The sequence below is a fragment of the Sphingomonas canaveralia genome, assembly GCF_047238125.1.
In the GTDB taxonomy this organism is placed as follows: Bacteria; Pseudomonadota; Alphaproteobacteria; order Sphingomonadales; family Sphingomonadaceae; genus JBDFMH01.
On the sequence record NZ_JBDFMH010000001.1, the window covers coordinates 1068643 to 1085327 of the forward strand.

Genomic DNA, 16685 nt, shown 5'->3' on the forward strand with positions numbered 1-16685 from the left:
GATATCTTTATATGTGGGTCGGCCTCAATGCCGCTGCGGCACGATCAGCTGGAAGAATTCGGCCCCGATCCAGCCGTTCACATAGTTCGCATAGTAGAGCGCAAAGGCGATCGCCGACACGATCGTGGTCCAGAACACCGTCCGCCACACGCTGAACCGCGGCGGCGCGCCGCGATCCTGGCCCGGCACCGCTTCCTCGGCCGCATCCCCGGTCTGCAGCCGGAACGGCAGTACCAGGAACAGGCAGAAGAACCAAAACAGCACATAGATCGCGACGATCGAGCCGAAGGTCATCGCTTGGCGCTCACACGCGGATCAGCGAGACATCGACGACCGGCTTCTTGCCGGTCCACTGGGTCGCGCGCCGCCGCACCGCCAGCCGAACCGCTTCCTTCAGCTTGGCCTCGTCGCGCGGCGGGTTGGCCAGCGCCTCCGCCGCCGCATCGCGCGCCTCGACCAGGAATTCGTCGCGATCCTCCTCCACTGGCAGGCCCTGCAGCGCGATCGCGGGCTCTCCGCGCAGCTTGTTTTTGGCATCCAGCGCCACCGCGACCGAGATGACGCCGTTCAACGAGATCCGCCGCCGCTCGTTCATGGTTGTCCCATCCGCCGGCAGGATCACGTCGCCGTCCAGGATCAGCCGGCCGACCCGTTCATGCCCCACCAGCGCCGGGCCGTTCGGTGCCAGCCGCAGCACGGTGCCGTTCTGCTGCACCACGCCCTTGGGCACGCCTAGCCCGGTCGCAAACCGCGCCTGCTCGGCCATATGGCGCATCTCGCCATGCACCGGCAGGATGATCTCGGGCCGGATCCACTTGTACATCAGCTCCAGCTCGGGCCGGCCCGGGTGGCCGGACACATGCACATGCGCCTGGCGGTCGGTGATCATGATCACCCCCTTCTCCGCCAGCTTGTTCTGGATACGGCCGATCGCGACCTCGTTGCCCGGGATCTGCTTGGACGAGAACACCACCGTGTCGCCGGCCGAAAGCTTGATCGGGTGGCTGTCGAACGCCACTCGCGCCAGCGCGGCGCGCGCTTCGCCCTGCCCGCCGGTCGCGATGATCATCACCTCGCGCGGCGGCAGCCGCATCGCGGCGTCCACGTCGATCGTCTCGGGGAAATCCTTCAGATAGCCGGTCGCCTTGGCCACCTTGATGATCCGGTCCAGCGATCGGCCCGCCACGCACAGCTGGCGCCCGGTATCGCGCGCCACTTCACCCAGCGTCTGCACGCGCGCCGCGTTGGACGCGAAGGTTGTCACCAGCACGCGGCCTTCCGCCGCGCCGATCACTGCATCCAGCCCCTCGCGTACCGCCGCTTCGGATCCGGACGCGCTCTCGTTGAACACGTTGGTCGAATCGCAGACCAGCGCCAGCACGCCGTCGTCACCGATCGCCTCCAGCTCGGCCGCGGTCGATGGCGTGCCCAGCAGCGGCTCCTCGTCCAGCTTCCAGTCGCCGGTGTGGAACACCTTGCCATAGGGCGTGTCGATCAGCAGCGCGTTCCCCTCCGGGATCGAGTGCGCCAGCGGCACATAGCGGAAGCCGAACGGCCCGAGCTGGAAGCTGCTCTCGTTCGGAATGATGTTGAGCTTGACCTTCTTCGACAGGCCTTCCTCGTCCAGCTTGCCGCGGATCAGCCCCGCGGTGAACGGCGTGGCATAGAGCGGCACGCCCAGATCGGCGGCGAGGTAAGGGATCGCGCCGATATGATCCTCATGCCCATGCGTCAGCACGATGCCCAGCAGATCATCGGCACGGTCCTCGATGAACTGCAGGTCTGGCAGGATCAGGTCGATGCCCGGATAGCCCGGATCGGCGAAGGTCAGGCCGAGATCGACCATCACCCATTTGCCCTGGGTGCCATAGAGATTGACGTTCATGCCGATCTCCCCGGATCCGCCGAGGGCGAGGAAGAGGAGTTCGTTGCCGGGTTTGGTCACGTGTCTGTGTGTCTTTCTTTTTGAAATCGTCACCCCGGTGGAAGCCGGGGGTTGCGGGCGGCAGGCGCGCAACCGTCTTGAAAACCCCAGTTCGCACTGGAGAACTGAACCGGTTACGCAGGCTTCAGCCGCTGATACATGATGCGCAGGCCCTGGATCGTCAGATCCGGTTCGATCGCATCGAACACCGATGTATGCGTGTCGAACAGCACCGCAAGCCCGCCGGTCGCGATCACCTTCACCGGGCGGCCGATCTCGGCCTTCATCCGCGCCACCAGCCCCTCGATCATTGCGATATAGCCCCAATAGATGCCGATATGCATCTGGCTGACGGTATCGCGCCCGATCACGCTCTCGCCCGCCGGTGCCTCGATCGCGATCCGCGGCAGCTTGGCGGCCGCCGCCACCAGCGCGTCGAGCGAAAGATTGATCCCCGGCGCGATGATCCCGCCTTTGTAGGCGCCATTATAGTCAACAACGTCCAGCGTGGTCGCGGTGCCGAAATCGATCACGATCAGATCGCCCGCGTGCAGCGCATGCGCAGCGATGGTGTTGACTGCGCGGTCCGCGCCGACCGACTTGGGCTCGTCGACATCCAGGTCGATCCCCCATTCCACCGGCGCGCGGCCGGCGATCAGCGGGGTCACGCCGAAATATTTGGTCGCCAGCACTTCCAGGTTGTGCAGCGCGCGCGGCACCACGGTCGCCACGATCACCGCCTTCACCTGGCGCCGCTCATATCCCTCGAGTTGCATCAGCTGGTTGAGCCAGACGGCATATTCATCGGCGGTACGCCTGGGATCGGTTGCGATCCGCCAGCGGGTGCGGATCTCGGCCCCGTCGATCAGGGCGCAGACGACATTGGTGTTCCCGGCATCGATCGCGAGCAGCATGGGGGCGCTGTAGAGACAATAAGTCCGCATCGCTAGGCCACCCTGAACGAGGTATTGCACCGCGCGGGTTCCCGGGTGATCCACGATCCATATCCGAGGAGAGAAACATGCGAACGTCAGGGTTTGTGGGAATGATGATCAGCGCGACAGGGGCTTTGTCGAGCATGGCAAACGCTGGCGTCTTCACCGACGATCTCAGTCGTTGTCTCGTGACCGCCGCTACACCGGCTGACCGCGATACGATGATGCAATGGATTTTCTCAGCTTACGCCGCTGCCGACATCGCGCGAGAAATCTCATCGGTGACCCCGGAACAACACGTGGCCTACAACAAGCGTGGCGCGGCTCTGTTCGAGCGCCTTATCCTCGTTGATTGCAGAAAGCAGGCCGTGGCGGCAATCCGAAACGAGGGCCAGACCGCTTTCGAGCAGAGCTTCCAGGTTCTCGGACAGATGGCCGGCCGCGGGCTGATGGAGGATCCCAAAGTCGCAGCGGAGATGGAGCGGTTCGGCGCGGTCCTTGACCGAGAAAAACTGGGCGCGTTGATGACAGAAGCAGGACAGGCTGCCCCGCCTCCGGCGCCGGCAGCGAAGAAATAGATTACAGCGGAAACACGTCGGCGGCGTGAATCGTGCGAACCCCGTCGCGGTTGCGCAGCCGCAGCGCGCCGTCGCCGTCCAGTCCGTCGAACAGGCCTTCGAGCGCCGCGCCGTCCGCCAGTCGCGCTACCAGCGGTGTGCCAACCGGATGCGCGCGTCGGCACCACTGGGCACGAACATCGCCCAACCCGTGCCGCCAGCGCGCAACCCAGCGCGCGACGCTATCCGCCAGCGCCTCGCAGAACAGCCCGGGATCAGGTGGCTCGACGCCCGCTGCCGCCAGGCTCGTCGCAGGATAAGGCGTATCGGTCGGCGCCTGCGCCAGATTGACGCCGAACCCGATCACCACCGTATCGCCGCTGCGCTCGAGCAGGATTCCCGACAGCTTGGCTCCATCCAGCAGCAGGTCGTTCGGCCATTTGATCGCCAGCCGGTCCGGCCCGGCATAGGCCGCCACCAACTCGTCCAGCGCGACCGCGGCAACCAGCGCCAGCGAGGCCGGCGGCGGATCACCCGGCCAAAGCGCCACGATCGTGCTGGCATAGAGGTTGCCGAAGGGAGACGACCAGTCCCGCCCCTGCCGCCCCCGCCCCGCCGTCTGGCGATCCGCGCGCAGCCAGGTGCCGTGCGACGCCCCGGCGCGGGCGAGCGCGATCAGATCGGCATTGGTGGAACCGGTCTCGGCGACCGAACGGATCAGAACAGCGCCCGCGCCGCCGCCATGCTGGCCGCGCCCAGCGCCGGGATCGCCAGATAACCGAGCGGCGACACCGCCAGCGCGCTCGCCGCGATCAGCCCGCCCTCGATCCGGCTCGCCTGCGGTGCGAACGCCGCCGCCGGCTCGTCGAAATACATCGTCTTGACGATCTTGAGGTAATAATAGGCCCCGATCACCGAGGTCGCGATGCCGATCATCGCCAGCGGCCACAGCCCGGCCGCCACCACCGCATCGAACACCAGGAATTTCGGCCAGAAGCCGAACAGCGGTGGAATGCCCGCCAGCGAGAACATGAACATGGCCAGCGCTGCAGCCAGTGCGGGACGGGTGCGCGAAAGGCCGGCCAGCGAGGCGATTGTCTCGACCGGGCGGCCATCGGCATCGCGCATCTGCAGCACGCACAGGAAGCTGCCCAGCGTCATCACGACATAGACGGCCAGATAGGTCAGCACCGATGAAACGCCATATTCGGTGCCCGGCACCAGCCCGAACAGAATGAAGCCGACATTGTTGATCGACGAATAGGCCAGCAGCCGCTTGACGTTGGTCTGTCCGATCGCCGCCACGCCGCCGAGGATGGTGGAAGCGAGCGCCGAGAACACGACGATCTGCTGCCACGCCGGGTTGGCCGGTCCCATCGCCTCGATTGCGACCCGCGCCAGCAACGCCACTGCCGCGACCTTGGGCGCGGAGGCGAAGAAGGCAGTCACCGGCGTCGGCGCGCCTTCATACACGTCGGGCGTCCACATGTGGAACGGCACCGCGGCGATCTTGAAGGCGATCCCCGCCAGCACGAACACGACGCCGAACAGCAGCCCGGTCGACATGCCCTGCGCCAGCGTCTCGGCGATCAGGTCGAACTGGGTGGTGCCGCTGAAGCCATAGACCAGCGAGATGCCGTAGAGCAGGATGCCGCTCGCGAGCGCACCGAGCACGAAATATTTCAGACCCGCCTCGGCCGAGCGAAGGTCGCGCCGCATGAAGCTGGCCAGCACATAGGCGGCGAGCGATTGCAGCTCGAGCCCGACATACAGCGTCAACATGTCGCCGGCGGACACCATCATGCCCATGCCGACACCTGACAGCAGGATCAGCACCGGATACTCGGCCCGCATCTGGCCGCCATCGGCAAAGAAGCGCGGCGCGATGATGATCGCGATCGCCGCCGCCAGATAGATCAGTATCTTGGCGAAGGCCGCGAACTGGTCCGCGCGGAACAGTCCCTCGAAAGCCACGCCATAGCCCGCCGGGGGCAGCGCGGCCAGGAAGCCGGCTGCCACGAACAACGCGACCGCAGCGATGCTGATCGCACTGGATGCGCGATCACCCTGCCAGCCGGCCCACAACAGCAGCGCCAGCGATCCGAGCGTCAGCGTCAGTTCGGGCAGCGTGAAGAGCAGCGATCCACCCATCTCAGTGCCCCCCGCCATGCGCCGCCGGTGCGGCATGGCCGCCACCGTGCGCCGCGGCCGCAGCCGCCGGGTTGCCCGCCGTCACCAGCGCATCGCCCGCCGGCGTCGCCCGCTCGATCCGGGCAAGCAGCGTGCCGATATCGCCGCGCATCGGCGCCATGAAGCTTTCGGGGTAAACGCCCATCCACAGCACCACCGCCGCGATCGGCGCCAGCAGCGCGAATTCACGCGGCGAAAGATCGGGCATGGCGCGCACATCGTCCTTGGTCAGCGCGCCATAAGCCACGCGGCGATAGAGATAGAGCATGTAGGCCGCACCCAGGATGATGCCGGTGGTCGCCACGAACGCAACCCAGCTGTTCGCTTCATAGGCGCCGACCAGCGACAGGAATTCGCCGACGAAGCCAGACGTGCCGGGCAGGCCGACCGATGCCATCGTGAACAACAGGAAGAACAGCGCATATTTCGGCATATTGTCCGAAAGGCCGCCATAGCGGTCGATCTCGCGCGTGTGCAGCCGATCGTAGATCACGCCGACACAAAGGAACAGCGCGCCGGACACGAGCCCGTGGCTCAGCATCACCAGCATCGCGCCTTCCAGGCCCTGACGGTTGAACGCGAACAGGCCGATCGTCACGAACGCCATGTGCGCGACCGAGGAATAGGCGATCAGCTTCTTCATGTCATTCTGCACCAGCGCGACGAGGCTGGTATAGACGACCGCGACCATGCTCAGCCCCATCACCAGCCAGAACAGCTGGGACGACGCTTCCGGGAACATCGGCAGCGAAAAACGGATGAAGCCGTAACCACCCATCTTCAGCAGCACGCCGGCCAGGATCACCGATCCCGCGGTCGGTGCCTGCACGTGCGCGTCGGGCAGCCAGGTGTGAACCGGCCACATCGGCATCTTGACCGCGAACGAGGCGAAGAACGCCAGGAACAGCCAGGTCTGCGCTTGCGGATCGAAGTCATAGGCCATCAGCGCCGGGATCGATGTCGTGCCCGCGGTCTGCGCCATCCACAGCATCGCCACCAGCATCAGCACCGAGCCGAGCAGCGTGTAGAGGAAGAACTTATAGCTGGCGTAGATCCGCTCGGCCCCGCCCCAGATGCCGATGATCAGATACATCGGGATCAGGCCGGCTTCGAAGAAGATGTAGAACAGGAACAGATCCTGCGCCGCGAACACGCCGATCATCAGCGTTTCCATCAGCAGGAACGCCGCCATATATTCGGGCACGCGCTTCTCGATCGCCTGCCAGCTTGCGGCAATGCAGATCGGCATCAGGAACACCGACAGCATGATCAGCATCAGCGCGATGCCGTCGATGCCCAGCGCCCAGGCGAAGCGACCGAACAGCGGAACGCTCTCGGTGAACTGCCACTGCGCGCCGCCGATGTCGTAGGTCGCCCACAGCAGGATGCCGAGCGCGAAGTCGATCAGTGTGGCGCCGAGCGCGACCCAGCGCGCCTGGCCGGCGCGCGCATCTTCGTCGCCGGGCGCGAACAGGCACCACAGCGCCGCCACCACGGGCACCGCGATCATGATCGAAAGGATGGGGAAGCCAAGCTGGTTCATCGTCTTAGCGCACCACCACCCAGGTCGCGAGCGCAGTGAGGCCGAGCAGCATCACCAGCGCATAGGTATAGAGATAGCCCGACTGCAGCCGCCGCGCGACGACGCTGCCGCCCTGCACCACGCCGGCGATGCCGTTGGGGCCGAAGCGATCGATCATGCCCTGGTCGCCACGCTTCCAGAACAGCCGCCCGAAGGCGAATGCCGGCCGCACGAAGATCAGGTGATAGAGCTCGTCGAAATACCATTTGTTGAGCAGGAAGGCGTAGAGGCCCCGCGCCGTGGCGGTGAAGCGCGCCGGCAGGCCGGTATCGAGCACATAGGCCCATAGCGCGGTCAGGAAGCCGAGCGCCATCACCACCGTGGCGGAAAGCTTCACCCACAGCGGCACCTCGTGCATCGCGTGCATCAGGTGCGTGTCGAACGCGATGCTGCCCTTCCAGAATTCCACGCCATGTTCCGCATCGATGAAGCTGTGGTGGAACAGAAAGCCCGCGAAGATCGCACCCAGCGTCAGCACCGCCAGCGGCACCAGCATCGCGATGGGGCTCTCGTGCGGATGATAGCCGGCCGTGCCGTGCTTCACCTGGTCGGAACCCGCGTCGTGCGCATGAGGCTCATGCCCGGAGTCTTCGGCCGACGGATTCTCGTCATGATGATCGCCATGCGCCCCGTGCCCGTGCGCGTCGTGCACCGCATGCTGGATATGCTCCGATCCCGCCCAACGCGGCTTGCCGTAGAAGGTCAGGAACACCAGCCGCCAGGAATAGAAGCTGGTCAGCAGCGCCGCGAACACCGCGACCGCGAACGCGATCCCGCCGGATACGGTGCCGCTGGCGAACGCCGCCTCGATGATCGCGTCCTTCGAATAGAAACCGGCAAAGCCGAACACGCCGATCACGCCCACGCCGGTAATCGCCAGCGTACCGGCCATCATCGCATAGAAGGTCAGCGGGATCGCCTTCCGCAGCCCGCCATAGAAGCGCATGTCCTGTTCATGGTGCATCGCGTGGATCACGCTGCCGGCACCCAGGAACAGCAGCGCCTTGAAGAAGGCGTGCGTGAACAGGTGGAACATCGCCGCGCCATAGGCGCCCACGCCGGCTGCGAAGAACATGTAGCCCAGCTGCGAACAGGTCGAATAGGCGATCACGCGCTTGATGTCGGTCTGCACCGTGCCGACGGTCGCGGCGAACAGCGCGGTCGCGGCGCCGACATAGGTGACCACGGTCAACGCGGTCTCGCTCGTCTCGAACATCGGTGACAGCCGGCAGACCATGAACACGCCCGCCGTCACCATCGTCGCGGCGTGGATCAGCGCGGACACCGGGGTCGGGCCTTCCATCGCGTCCGGCAGCCAGGTGTGCAGGCCCAGCTGTGCGGACTTGCCCATCGCGCCGACGAACAGCAGCAGGCACAGCACGGTCATCGTGTCGAACCGGCCGCCCAGGAAGCCGATCGTCGAGCCCGCCATACCGGGCGCCATTTCCAGGATCGCCGGGATCGAGACGGTGCCGAACACCAGGAAGGTACCGAAGATGCCCAGCGAAAAGCCGAAATCGCCGACGCGGTTGACGACGAACGCCTTGATCGCGGCCGCATTCGCGCTCGGCTTGTGATACCAGAAGCCGATCAGCAGATAGGATGCCAGGCCGACGCCTTCCCAGCCGAAGAACATCTGCACCAGATTGTCCGCGGTCACCAGCATCAGCATCGCGAAGGTGAACAGCGACAGATAGGCGAAGAAGCGCGGCTGGCTGTCGTCCTCCGCCATGTAGCCCCAGCTGTAGAGGTGGACGAGCGCGGACACCGTCGTCACCACCACCAGCATCACCGCCGTCAGCGTATCGACGCGCAGCGCCCAGTCGACCACCATGTCGCCCGAGCGGATGAAATCGAGAACCGGCACGACCATCGGCTCGGCACTGCCGCCCAGGAAGTCCAGGAAGATCGGCCAGCTGAGCGCGCACGACACGAACAGCGCGCCGGTCGTCACGGCCTTGGCCGCGACATTGCCGATCGCGCGATTGCCCAGCCCCGCGACGAGCGCGGCCAGCAGCGGCAGGAAGACGATAAGCTGGATCACCGAATGATCACCCCTTCATCCGGTTGACATCGTCGACCGAGATCGTGCCCCGGCCGCGGAAATAGATGACGAGGATGGCCAGGCCGATCGCGGCCTCGCCTGCCGCCACCGTCAGCACGAACATCGCGAAAACCTGGCCGACGAGATCGCCCAGATAGGCACTGAACGCGACCAGGTTGATGTTCACGCTCAGCAGGATCAGCTCGATCGCCATCAGGATGATGATGATGTTCTTCCGGTTCAGGAAGATGCCGAACACCCCCATCGCGAACAGGATGGCGGAGACCGCCAGGAAATGCTGGATCCCGATCACAGTTCGATCCCCTGCCCGACCGGCGCGTCGACCTTGCGGGTCGCATCCTGCGGCCGGCGCATATTCTGCCGCTCGATATCCTGCTTCTTCACGCCGCCGCGCGCCCGGTGGGTCAGCACGATCGCGCCGATCATCGCCACCAGCAGCACCAGCCCGGCGCCTTCGAAGATGAACAGGTAGCGCGTGTAAATCAGCGTGCCGATCGCCTCGATATTGGGCACCTGCTCGGGCATCGGCGCGGCGCGATTGGCCAGCTCGATCCCGCCTGCGGTCCACGCCTGGGTCGCGATGATGATCTCGGCTGCCAGCGCGATCAGCACGAGCACGCCGATCGGCAGGTAGCGCACGAAGCCCGCGCGCAGCTCGGCGAAGTCGATGTCCAACATCATCACGACGAACAGGAACAGCACGGCGACCGCGCCGACGTAGACGATCACCAGCAGCATCGCGATGAATTCGGCGCCGACCAGCACCATAAGCCCGGCCGCGTTGAAGAAGGCGAGGATCAGCCAGAGCACCGAGTGCACCGGGTTGCGCGCCAGGATGGTCAGTCCCCCGGAGGCGACGACCATGATGGCGAACAGATAGAAGGCGATCGTCTGGATCACGAGATTGGCAGCCCTTCGGATTCGGTCGGCGGCTTAACGGTAGGGCGCATCGGCGGCAAGGTTCGCGGCGATGGCGCGCTCCCAGCGATCCCCGTTCGCCAGCAGCTTGGCCTTGTCGTAGATCAGCTCCTCGCGGGTCTCAGTCGCATATTCGAAGTTCGGCCCTTCCACGACGGCATCGACCGGGCAGGCCTCCTGGCAGAACCCGCAGAAGATGCACTTCGTCATGTCGATGTCGTAGCGCGTCGTCCGCCGCGATCCGTCTGCCCGCGGCTCGGCCTCGATCGTGATCGCCTGGGCGGGGCACACCGCCTCGCACAGCTTGCACGCGATGCAGCGTTCCTCGCCGTTCGGATAGCGGCGCAGCACATGCTCGCCCCGGAACCGCGGCGAGAGCGGGTTCTTCTCGTACGGATAGTTGATCGTCGCCTTGGGCTTGAAGAAATATTTCAGCGTCAGCGCATGCGCCTTCACGAATTCCCAGAGCGTGTACGACTTGATGTAGTGCGCGAGGCTCATGAGAGGCCTCCATAACGGGTGAGCATGAGATAGCCGGAGACGACGAACACCCACAGCAGCGAAAGCGGCAGGAAGATCTTCCAGCCCAGCCGCATCAGCTGGTCATAGCGGAAGCGCGGCACCGTCGCCTTCACCCAGCTGAAGATGAAGAAGAAGGCGAAGATCTTGATGAAGAACCAGATGATGCCCGGGATCGCATAGAGCGGCGCCCAGTCGATCGGGGGCAGCCAGCCGCCCCAGAACAGCACCGCGTTCAGCGCGCACATCAGGATCACGTTGCCATATTCGCCGAGCCAGAACAGCGCGAAGCTCATCGACGAATATTCGGTCTGGTATCCGGCGACGAGTTCGCTCTCGGCCTCGGTCAGGTCGAACGGCGCGCGCGCCGTCTCCGCCATCGACGAGATCAGGAAGACCACCGCCATCGGGAACAGCAGCGGATTGAAGCCGAAGCCGTTGATGATGCCGAAGATGTGCCCGCGCTGCATGTCGATGATGCCCTGCAGGTTGAACGTCCCCGCCCACAGCACAACCGAGATCAGCACGAAGCCGATCGACACTTCGTACGACACCATCTGCGCGGCCGCGCGCAGCGCCGAATAGAAGGGATATTTGGAGTTCGACGCCCAGCCCGCGATAATGATGCCGTACACGCCCAGCGACGATGCCGCGAGGATGTAGAGAAGCCCGACGTTGATGTCGGCCAGAACCATGCCCGGCCCGAACGGAATCACCGCCCAGGCGATCAGCGCGACCGTGAAGGTCAGGATCGGTGCGATCAGGAACAGCCCGCGATTGGCCGCGGTCGGGATGATGGTTTCCTTCAGGAACACCTTCAACCCATCGGCAAAGCTCTGCAGCAACCCGAACGGGCCGACCACGTTCGGCCCGCGCCGCAGCGCCATCGCCGCCCAGATCTTGCGATCGGCGTAGATGATCATCGCCACCGCCAGCATCAGCGGCAGCGCGATCATCAGGATCAGGATCGTGGTCGCCAGGAACCAGCCGAAGCCGTAACCGAGCGATGCCTGGAAGAATTCGGTCACTCCGCGGCCTCCGCGAAATCCTGGCCGTGGATCAGCTCGGCCGAGCAGCGCTGCATCGTCGGGCTCGCGCGGCAGATCGAATTGGTCAGGTAGAAGTCCCTGATCGGATAGCCGATCGGCCCGCTGGCATCGGATGCCAGCGACGGCGGCGCCCAGGCGTAGTCGGCCAGCCCCTCCTGCCCCAGCGCCGGCACGTCCGCCGCCATCGCGCTGCGCAACTGGTCGAGCGTGTCGAATGGCAGCGTGCGGCCGAGCACATCGGACAGCGCGCGCAGGATGGTCCAGTCCTCGCGCGCATCACCCGGCGGAAATACCGCGCGGTCGCCGCGCTGAACGCGGCCTTCCAGGTTCACCCAGGTGCCCGCCTTCTCAGCATAAGTCGCGCCGGGCAGCACGACATCCGCCGATGCCGCGCCAGCTTCACCATGATGTCCCATATAGACCTTATATGACACACCAAATAGGTTCGTGTCAAGCTCGTCCGCACCCAGCATGAACAGCAGTTTCGGCGCGGCCGCAGCCAGATCGGCGATGCCGCCGGGCTGCGCATAGCCCAGCATCAGCCCACCCATGCGCGCTGCCGCCATGTGCAGCACGTTGAACCCGTTCCAGCCCTCGCGGATCAGCCCAAGCGATCCGACCGCGGCCAGCGCCACGCCAAGTCCGCCGGCCTTCAGCCCGCCGCCGCCCAGGATCAAGGCCGGCCGTGCCGCGCCGGCGAACGCGTCCGCCGCCGCCTGCGGCAGCTTGCCGATCAGCGAGATGTCGTTGCCGATCCACTCGACCGGGTAGGTCAGGTCGATCTCTTCGCCGATCGCGAATACCTTGGCGCCGCGCTTCACTGCCTTGCGGATCCGCGTATTCACCAGCGGCGCTTCCCAGCGCACGTTCGATCCCGCGATCAGGATCACGTCCGCGGTCTCGATCCCGGCGATCGTGGAATTGAAGTTCACCGCCGCCAGGTTCGAGCAATCATAGTCGAGCCCGGTCTGCCGCCCCTCGAGCAGCGTCGAGCCCATCGATGCCAGCAGCGCCTTGGCGGCATACATCGTCTCGCAGTCGACCAGGTCGCCTGCCACCGCCGCAACCGACGATCCGGCCGCGTCCGCCGCCTGCTTGATCGCCACGAACGCCTCGGCCCAGCTCGCCTCGACCAGCCGGCCGTCGCGGCGGACATAGGGTTTATCGAGCCGGCGGCGGACCAGCCCGTCGACCGCGTGGCGCGTCTTGTCCGACGCCCATTCCTCGTTCACATCCTCGTTTACCCGCGGCAGCGCGCGCAGCACCTGTCGGCCGCGGCTGTCGAGCCGGATGTTCGTGCCGACCGCATCCATCACGTCGATCGCGCGGGTCTTCTTCAGCTCCCACGGCCGTGCCTCGAACGCATAAGGCTTCGAGGTCAGCGCGCCGACCGGGCACAGGTCGACCACGTTGCCGGACAATTCGGAGGTCACTGCCTTTTCTAGATAGGAGGTGATCTGCATGTCCTCGCCGCGATAGAGCGCGCCGATCTCCTCCACGCCCGCCACTTCCTGGGCGAAGCGGACGCAGCGTGTGCACTGGATGCAGCGGGTCATCACCGTCTTGACGATGGGGCCCATATATTTCTCGGTCACCGCGCGCTTGTTCTCGTGATAGCGGCTGTGGCCCTTGCCATAGGCGATCGACTGATCCTGCAGGTCGCATTCGCCGCCCTGATCGCAGATCGGGCAATCCAGCGGATGGTTGATCAGCAGGAATTCCATCACGCCTTCGCGCGCCTTCTTCACCTTCTCGGTGGTGGTGAAGACTTCCATCTTGTCGGCGGCGGGCAGTGCGCAGCTTGCTTGCGGCTTGGGCGGACCCGGCTTCACCTCGACCAGGCACATCCGGCAATTGCCCGCGATGCTAAGCCGCTCATGATAGCAGAAGCGCGGGATCTCCTTGCCAGCCGCCTCGCAGGCCTGCAGCACGGTCGCGCCCGCAGGTACCTCGACCTCGATCCCGTCAACGGTAAGTGTGGGCATCTCAGTTCGATCCGTTCAGCATTGCGGTTTCAGCCTTCGGCGCGACCACGGTCCGGCGGTAGAGCGCCGATGCCAGCGCCAGCCTGATCCCTGTACGATTGGTTTTCAGGGTCACCTTCTTCGGCACGCAAGATGAAAGCGACGGCACCAGCGCCGTGATCGCGACCTTCTCCGCCGGCGACGCTGGATCGGAGGTGACGAGTTGCACGCTCTCTGCCGGCGCGGTGAAGACGAGGCAATCGGCCATTGCCGATACGATGTCGCGTGAGGGATTGCCGGTTCGGATCGCCCGCGCCTGCGCCGCATCGTCAAAGGCCTGCTCGGCCATGACTGGGGGCGCGTGCTTGCGCAGCCAGGCTTCCGACAGCAGGCCGCGCAACGTCGCCCGGCTGAGGTTCACGGCTACCTGCGAGCCCATACCTTCTACCGACTTGCCGAGACAGCTGGTCAGCTGTGGCTGAAGGCGCACGAAATGGCTGTTGGACGCTGGATCGCCATCGTTGGTTTCCAGCGCGGCCATCACCCGCTTCTCCTCGCGATTGACCAGGCACCGTGCCATCGCCCGACCCGTGGCCATCGCGGCCTCCGCGGTCTGGTCGATCATCTCGGCCGAGCCGACATAACGATATGGATTGCCGGCATTGTAGACCGGCGCCACGGTCGATCGGCCCGGGATCAGCGTGCCGGTGCTGGCCTCTGGCGGCCGCGCTGTCGCCGGCGCGGCAAGCGTCGCGGTCAGGGCAAGGCAGCCGGCAAGCCTCACTCGGCCGCCTCCAGCATGCCGCCGCGCTCGGCGATGCGCCGTTCCAGCTCCGGCCGGAAATGGCGGATCAGGCCCTGGATCGGCCAAGCCGCCGCGTCGCCCAGCGCGCAGATGGTGTGGCCTTCGACCTGGCGGGTCACCTCGTCCAGCATCGCGATCTCCTCCACGCGGGCATTGCCCTCGCGCAGGCGTTCCATCACGCGCCACATCCAGCCGGTGCCCTCACGGCACGGCGTGCACTGGCCGCAGCTCTCATGCTTGTAGAAATAGCTGATCCGGCTGATCGCGCGAACGATGTCGGTGGATTTGTCCATCACGATCACCGCCGCGGTGCCCAGGCCCGACTGCAGATCGCGCAGGCCGTCGAAATCCATCGGCGCATCCATGATCTGCGCGGCCGGCACCAGCGGCACTGACGAGCCGCCCGGAATCACCGCCAGCAGATTGTCCCACCCGCCGCGGATGCCGCCGGCGTGGCGGTCGATCAGCTCGCGGAACGGGATACCCATCGCTTCTTCGACCACGCACGGCTTGTTGACGTGGCCGGAGATCTGGAAAAGCTTGGTGCCCTCGTTCTTCTCGCGGCCGATGCCCTTGAACCAGGCAGGCCCGCGGCGAAGGATGGTTGGCACAACCGCGATCAATTCGACATTGTTCACGGTCGTCGGGCAGCCGTAGAGGCCCGCCCCAGCCGGGAAGGGCGGCTTCAGCCGCGGCTGGCCCTTCTTGCCTTCCAGGCTCTCGATCTGCGCGGTTTCCTCGCCGCAGATATAGGCGCCTGCGCCACGGTGGACGAACACGTCGAAATCATAGCCCGATCCGGCGGCGTTCTTGCCCAGCAGCCCGCGGTCATAGGCCTGCGCGACTGCTGCGAACAGCGTCTCCGCCTCGCGGATGAACTCGCCGCGGATGTAGATATAGGCCGCCCGCGCACGCATCGCGAAGCCGGCGATCAGCGCGCCTTCGATCAGCTTGTGCGGATCGTGGCGGATGATCTCGCGATCCTTGCACGATCCGGGCTCGGATTCGTCGGCGTTGATCAGCAGGAAGCTCGGCTTTCCCGGCTTCGGCTCCTTGGGCATGAAGCTCCACTTCATGCCGGTCGGGAAGCCCGCGCCGCCGCGACCGCGCAAGCCGGACGCCTTGATGTCCTCGATGATCTGGTCCTGCCCGCGCGCCATCAGCGCCTTGGTGTCGTCCCAGTCGCCGCGCATGATCGCGGCATCGAGCGTCCAGGGCTGATAGCCGTAGACGTTGGTGAAGATCCGATCCTTGTCGGCCAGCGGCGCGATCGTCATGCCCATTCGCCCCGGTAATCATGGTTCGCATCGACCATCTCGACCAATGTCGTCGGCCCGCCTTCGGGCGCCGACGCCTGCCGCCCGGTCTGCGGACCCGGCTGCGGCGTGTCGCCGACGGCCAACGCCTCCAGGATCTGGGTCATGCTGTCGAAATCGAGATCCTCGTAATTATCGTCGTTAATCTGCACCATCGGCGCATTGGCGCAGGTGCCCATGCATTCGACCTCGGTCAGCGTGAACAAGCCGTCGGGCGTGGTCTTGCCCTTGGCCAGCCCCTTCTGCTTGCAGGCTGCCATCACATCGTCCGATCCGCGGAGCATGCAGGGTGTGGTGCCGCACACCTGAACATGGAAGCGGCCGATCGGCGCCATGTTGTACATGGTATAGAAGCTGACGACTTCGAGCGCGCGCATGTACGGCATCTCGACCTGCGCCGCGACGAATTCGATCACCGGCACCGGCAGCCAGCCCTGCGTGTTGGTCTCCGCGCCGACCTGGCGCTGCGCGAGATCGAGCAGCGGCATGATCGCCGAATGCTGCCGGCCCGGCGGATAGCGTGCGATGATGCCGGGCACCTTCGCGGCATTCTCGGGCGACCAGGCGAAACCGCCCCAGCGCGCGCGGGTTTCGGCCTCATCGGGAATGTGGGGAGCGTCAGCCATTGTGCGGCACCTGATTTCGAACGGCGCTGATCATACGGAACGCGACACACGCCGTGCCGCTGAACAGCAGGCCCGCCAGCGCCACGAAGCCGAGCGCCCAGGCGATGTGCGGCTGATCCGGCGAGGACTTGCCGAGCAGTACCGCAACCGCGAACAGCGCCATGCTGGCGACCAGCGCAAGGCGAGCGATCAGCAGCCCCCTCACCGGTCGCACTCCCCGAACAGGACATTGCGG

At 65.5% G+C, this 16685-nt stretch carries 17 protein-coding genes; 1 reads left to right on the top strand and 16 read right to left on the bottom strand.

All coding sequences use genetic code 11. From position 1 onward, the window contains the following. Positions 1–24: 24 nt before the first annotated feature. The 3 genes from ABC347_RS05040 to ABC347_RS05050 all read right to left on the bottom strand — a co-directional run bounded on the left by ABC347_RS05040 (position 25) and on the right by ABC347_RS05050 (position 2838). Complete coding sequence (locus ABC347_RS05040; RefSeq protein WP_413244646.1) at positions 25–294, bottom strand: DUF1467 family protein; 270 nt, start codon at positions 292–294, stop codon at positions 25–27. Positions 295–304: 10 nt separating this feature from the next. Next, entirely contained in the window at positions 305–1885 is a 1581-nt protein-coding gene (locus ABC347_RS05045) for a ribonuclease J (protein ID WP_413244647.1), read from the bottom strand. 173 nt (positions 1886–2058) lie between these two features. Further along, positions 2059–2838, bottom strand: a complete 780-nt coding sequence (locus ABC347_RS05050; protein ID WP_413244648.1) for a type III pantothenate kinase — start codon at positions 2836–2838, stop codon at positions 2059–2061. A gap of 131 nt (positions 2839–2969) precedes the next feature. On the opposite strand from ABC347_RS05050, the gene ABC347_RS05055 reads away from it, so the two are divergent. After that, positions 2970–3437, top strand: a complete 468-nt coding sequence (locus ABC347_RS05055; protein WP_413244649.1) for a hypothetical protein — start codon at positions 2970–2972, stop codon at positions 3435–3437. Between the two features lies 1 nt (position 3438). Here ABC347_RS05055 and ABC347_RS05060 read toward each other — a convergent pair whose 3' ends face one another. Genes ABC347_RS05060 through ABC347_RS05120 form a run of 13 tightly spaced genes read right to left on the bottom strand, consistent with a single transcriptional unit; the run spans position 3439 to position 16655 of the window. After that, positions 3439–4137: a biotin--[acetyl-CoA-carboxylase] ligase gene (locus ABC347_RS05060; RefSeq protein ID WP_413247002.1), complete on the bottom strand. Its 699-nt coding sequence runs from the start codon at positions 4135–4137 to the stop codon at positions 3439–3441. After that, a complete protein-coding gene (gene nuoN, locus ABC347_RS05065; RefSeq protein WP_413247003.1) occupies positions 4134–5567 on the bottom strand; it encodes an NADH-quinone oxidoreductase subunit NuoN in 1434 nt (477 codons plus the stop codon). Before nuoN ends, ABC347_RS05060 begins: the two co-directional genes overlap by 4 nt. Before the next feature lies 1 nt (position 5568). Further along, complete coding sequence (locus ABC347_RS05070) at positions 5569–7149, bottom strand: NADH-quinone oxidoreductase subunit M (protein ID WP_413244650.1); 1581 nt, start codon at positions 7147–7149, stop codon at positions 5569–5571. A 4-nt stretch (positions 7150–7153) separates the two neighbouring features. Continuing rightward, positions 7154–9232, bottom strand: a complete 2079-nt coding sequence (gene nuoL, locus ABC347_RS05075; protein WP_413244651.1) for an NADH-quinone oxidoreductase subunit L — start codon at positions 9230–9232, stop codon at positions 7154–7156. 7 nt (positions 9233–9239) lie between these two features. Beyond that, positions 9240–9545 (bottom strand): NADH-quinone oxidoreductase subunit NuoK, encoded by a 306-nt coding sequence (nuoK, locus tag ABC347_RS05080; protein ID WP_413244652.1) that lies wholly within the window; start codon positions 9543–9545, stop codon positions 9240–9242. Then, a complete protein-coding gene (locus tag ABC347_RS05085) occupies positions 9542–10153 on the bottom strand; it encodes an NADH-quinone oxidoreductase subunit J (RefSeq protein ID WP_413244653.1) in 612 nt (203 codons plus the stop codon). The genes nuoK and ABC347_RS05085 overlap by 4 nt, the downstream gene beginning before the upstream one ends. A 33-nt stretch (positions 10154–10186) precedes the next feature. Beyond that, entirely contained in the window at positions 10187–10672 is a 486-nt protein-coding gene (gene nuoI, locus ABC347_RS05090; RefSeq protein ID WP_413244654.1) for an NADH-quinone oxidoreductase subunit NuoI, read from the bottom strand. Next, entirely contained in the window at positions 10669–11718 is a 1050-nt protein-coding gene (nuoH, locus tag ABC347_RS05095) for an NADH-quinone oxidoreductase subunit NuoH (protein WP_413244655.1), read from the bottom strand. Before nuoH ends, nuoI begins: the two co-directional genes overlap by 4 nt. Next, complete coding sequence (gene nuoG / locus ABC347_RS05100) at positions 11715–13724, bottom strand: NADH-quinone oxidoreductase subunit NuoG (protein WP_413244656.1); 2010 nt, start codon at positions 13722–13724, stop codon at positions 11715–11717. Before nuoG ends, nuoH begins: the two co-directional genes overlap by 4 nt. A 1-nt stretch (position 13725) precedes the next feature. Further along, positions 13726–14487, bottom strand: a complete 762-nt coding sequence (locus ABC347_RS05105; RefSeq protein ID WP_413244657.1) for a hypothetical protein — start codon at positions 14485–14487, stop codon at positions 13726–13728. Further along, positions 14484–15791, bottom strand: coding sequence for an NADH-quinone oxidoreductase subunit NuoF (gene nuoF / locus ABC347_RS05110; protein WP_413244658.1), 1308 nt, complete (start codon positions 15789–15791; stop codon positions 14484–14486). Before nuoF ends, ABC347_RS05105 begins: the two co-directional genes overlap by 4 nt. Then, positions 15782–16450, bottom strand: coding sequence for a complex I 24 kDa subunit family protein (locus ABC347_RS05115; RefSeq protein ID WP_413244659.1), 669 nt, complete (start codon positions 16448–16450; stop codon positions 15782–15784). The genes nuoF and ABC347_RS05115 overlap by 10 nt, the downstream gene beginning before the upstream one ends. Further along, positions 16443–16655, bottom strand: a complete 213-nt coding sequence (locus tag ABC347_RS05120; RefSeq protein WP_413244660.1) for a hypothetical protein — start codon at positions 16653–16655, stop codon at positions 16443–16445. Before ABC347_RS05120 ends, ABC347_RS05115 begins: the two co-directional genes overlap by 8 nt. Between the last annotated feature and the right edge of the window lie 30 nt (positions 16656–16685).

Excerpts from the sequence above, each read along its gene's own strand:
- nuoI (WP_413244654.1), bottom strand. The coding sequence starts at position 10,672 with ATGAGCCTCGCGCACTACATCAAGTCGTACACGCTCTGGGAATTCGTG.
- nuoF (WP_413244658.1), bottom strand. The coding sequence starts at position 15,791 with ATGGGCATGACGATCGCGCCGCTGGCCGACAAGGATCGGATCTTCACC.
- ABC347_RS05045 (WP_413244647.1), bottom strand. The coding sequence starts at position 1,885 with ATGAACGTCAATCTCTATGGCACCCAGGGCAAATGGGTGATGGTCGAT.
- ABC347_RS05055 (WP_413244649.1), top strand. The coding sequence starts at position 2,970 with ATGATGATCAGCGCGACAGGGGCTTTGTCGAGCATGGCAAACGCTGGC.
- ABC347_RS05070 (WP_413244650.1), bottom strand. The coding sequence starts at position 7,149 with ATGAACCAGCTTGGCTTCCCCATCCTTTCGATCATGATCGCGGTGCCC.
- nuoG (WP_413244656.1), bottom strand. The coding sequence starts at position 13,724 with ATGCCCACACTTACCGTTGACGGGATCGAGGTCGAGGTACCTGCGGGC.
- ABC347_RS05115 (WP_413244659.1), bottom strand. The coding sequence starts at position 16,450 with ATGGCTGACGCTCCCCACATTCCCGATGAGGCCGAAACCCGCGCGCGC.
- ABC347_RS05040 (WP_413244646.1), bottom strand. The coding sequence starts at position 294 with ATGACCTTCGGCTCGATCGTCGCGATCTATGTGCTGTTTTGGTTCTTC.
- nuoN (WP_413247003.1), bottom strand. The coding sequence starts at position 5,567 with ATGGGTGGATCGCTGCTCTTCACGCTGCCCGAACTGACGCTGACGCTC.
- ABC347_RS05050 (WP_413244648.1), bottom strand. The coding sequence starts at position 2,838 with ATGCTGCTCGCGATCGATGCCGGGAACACCAATGTCGTCTGCGCCCTG.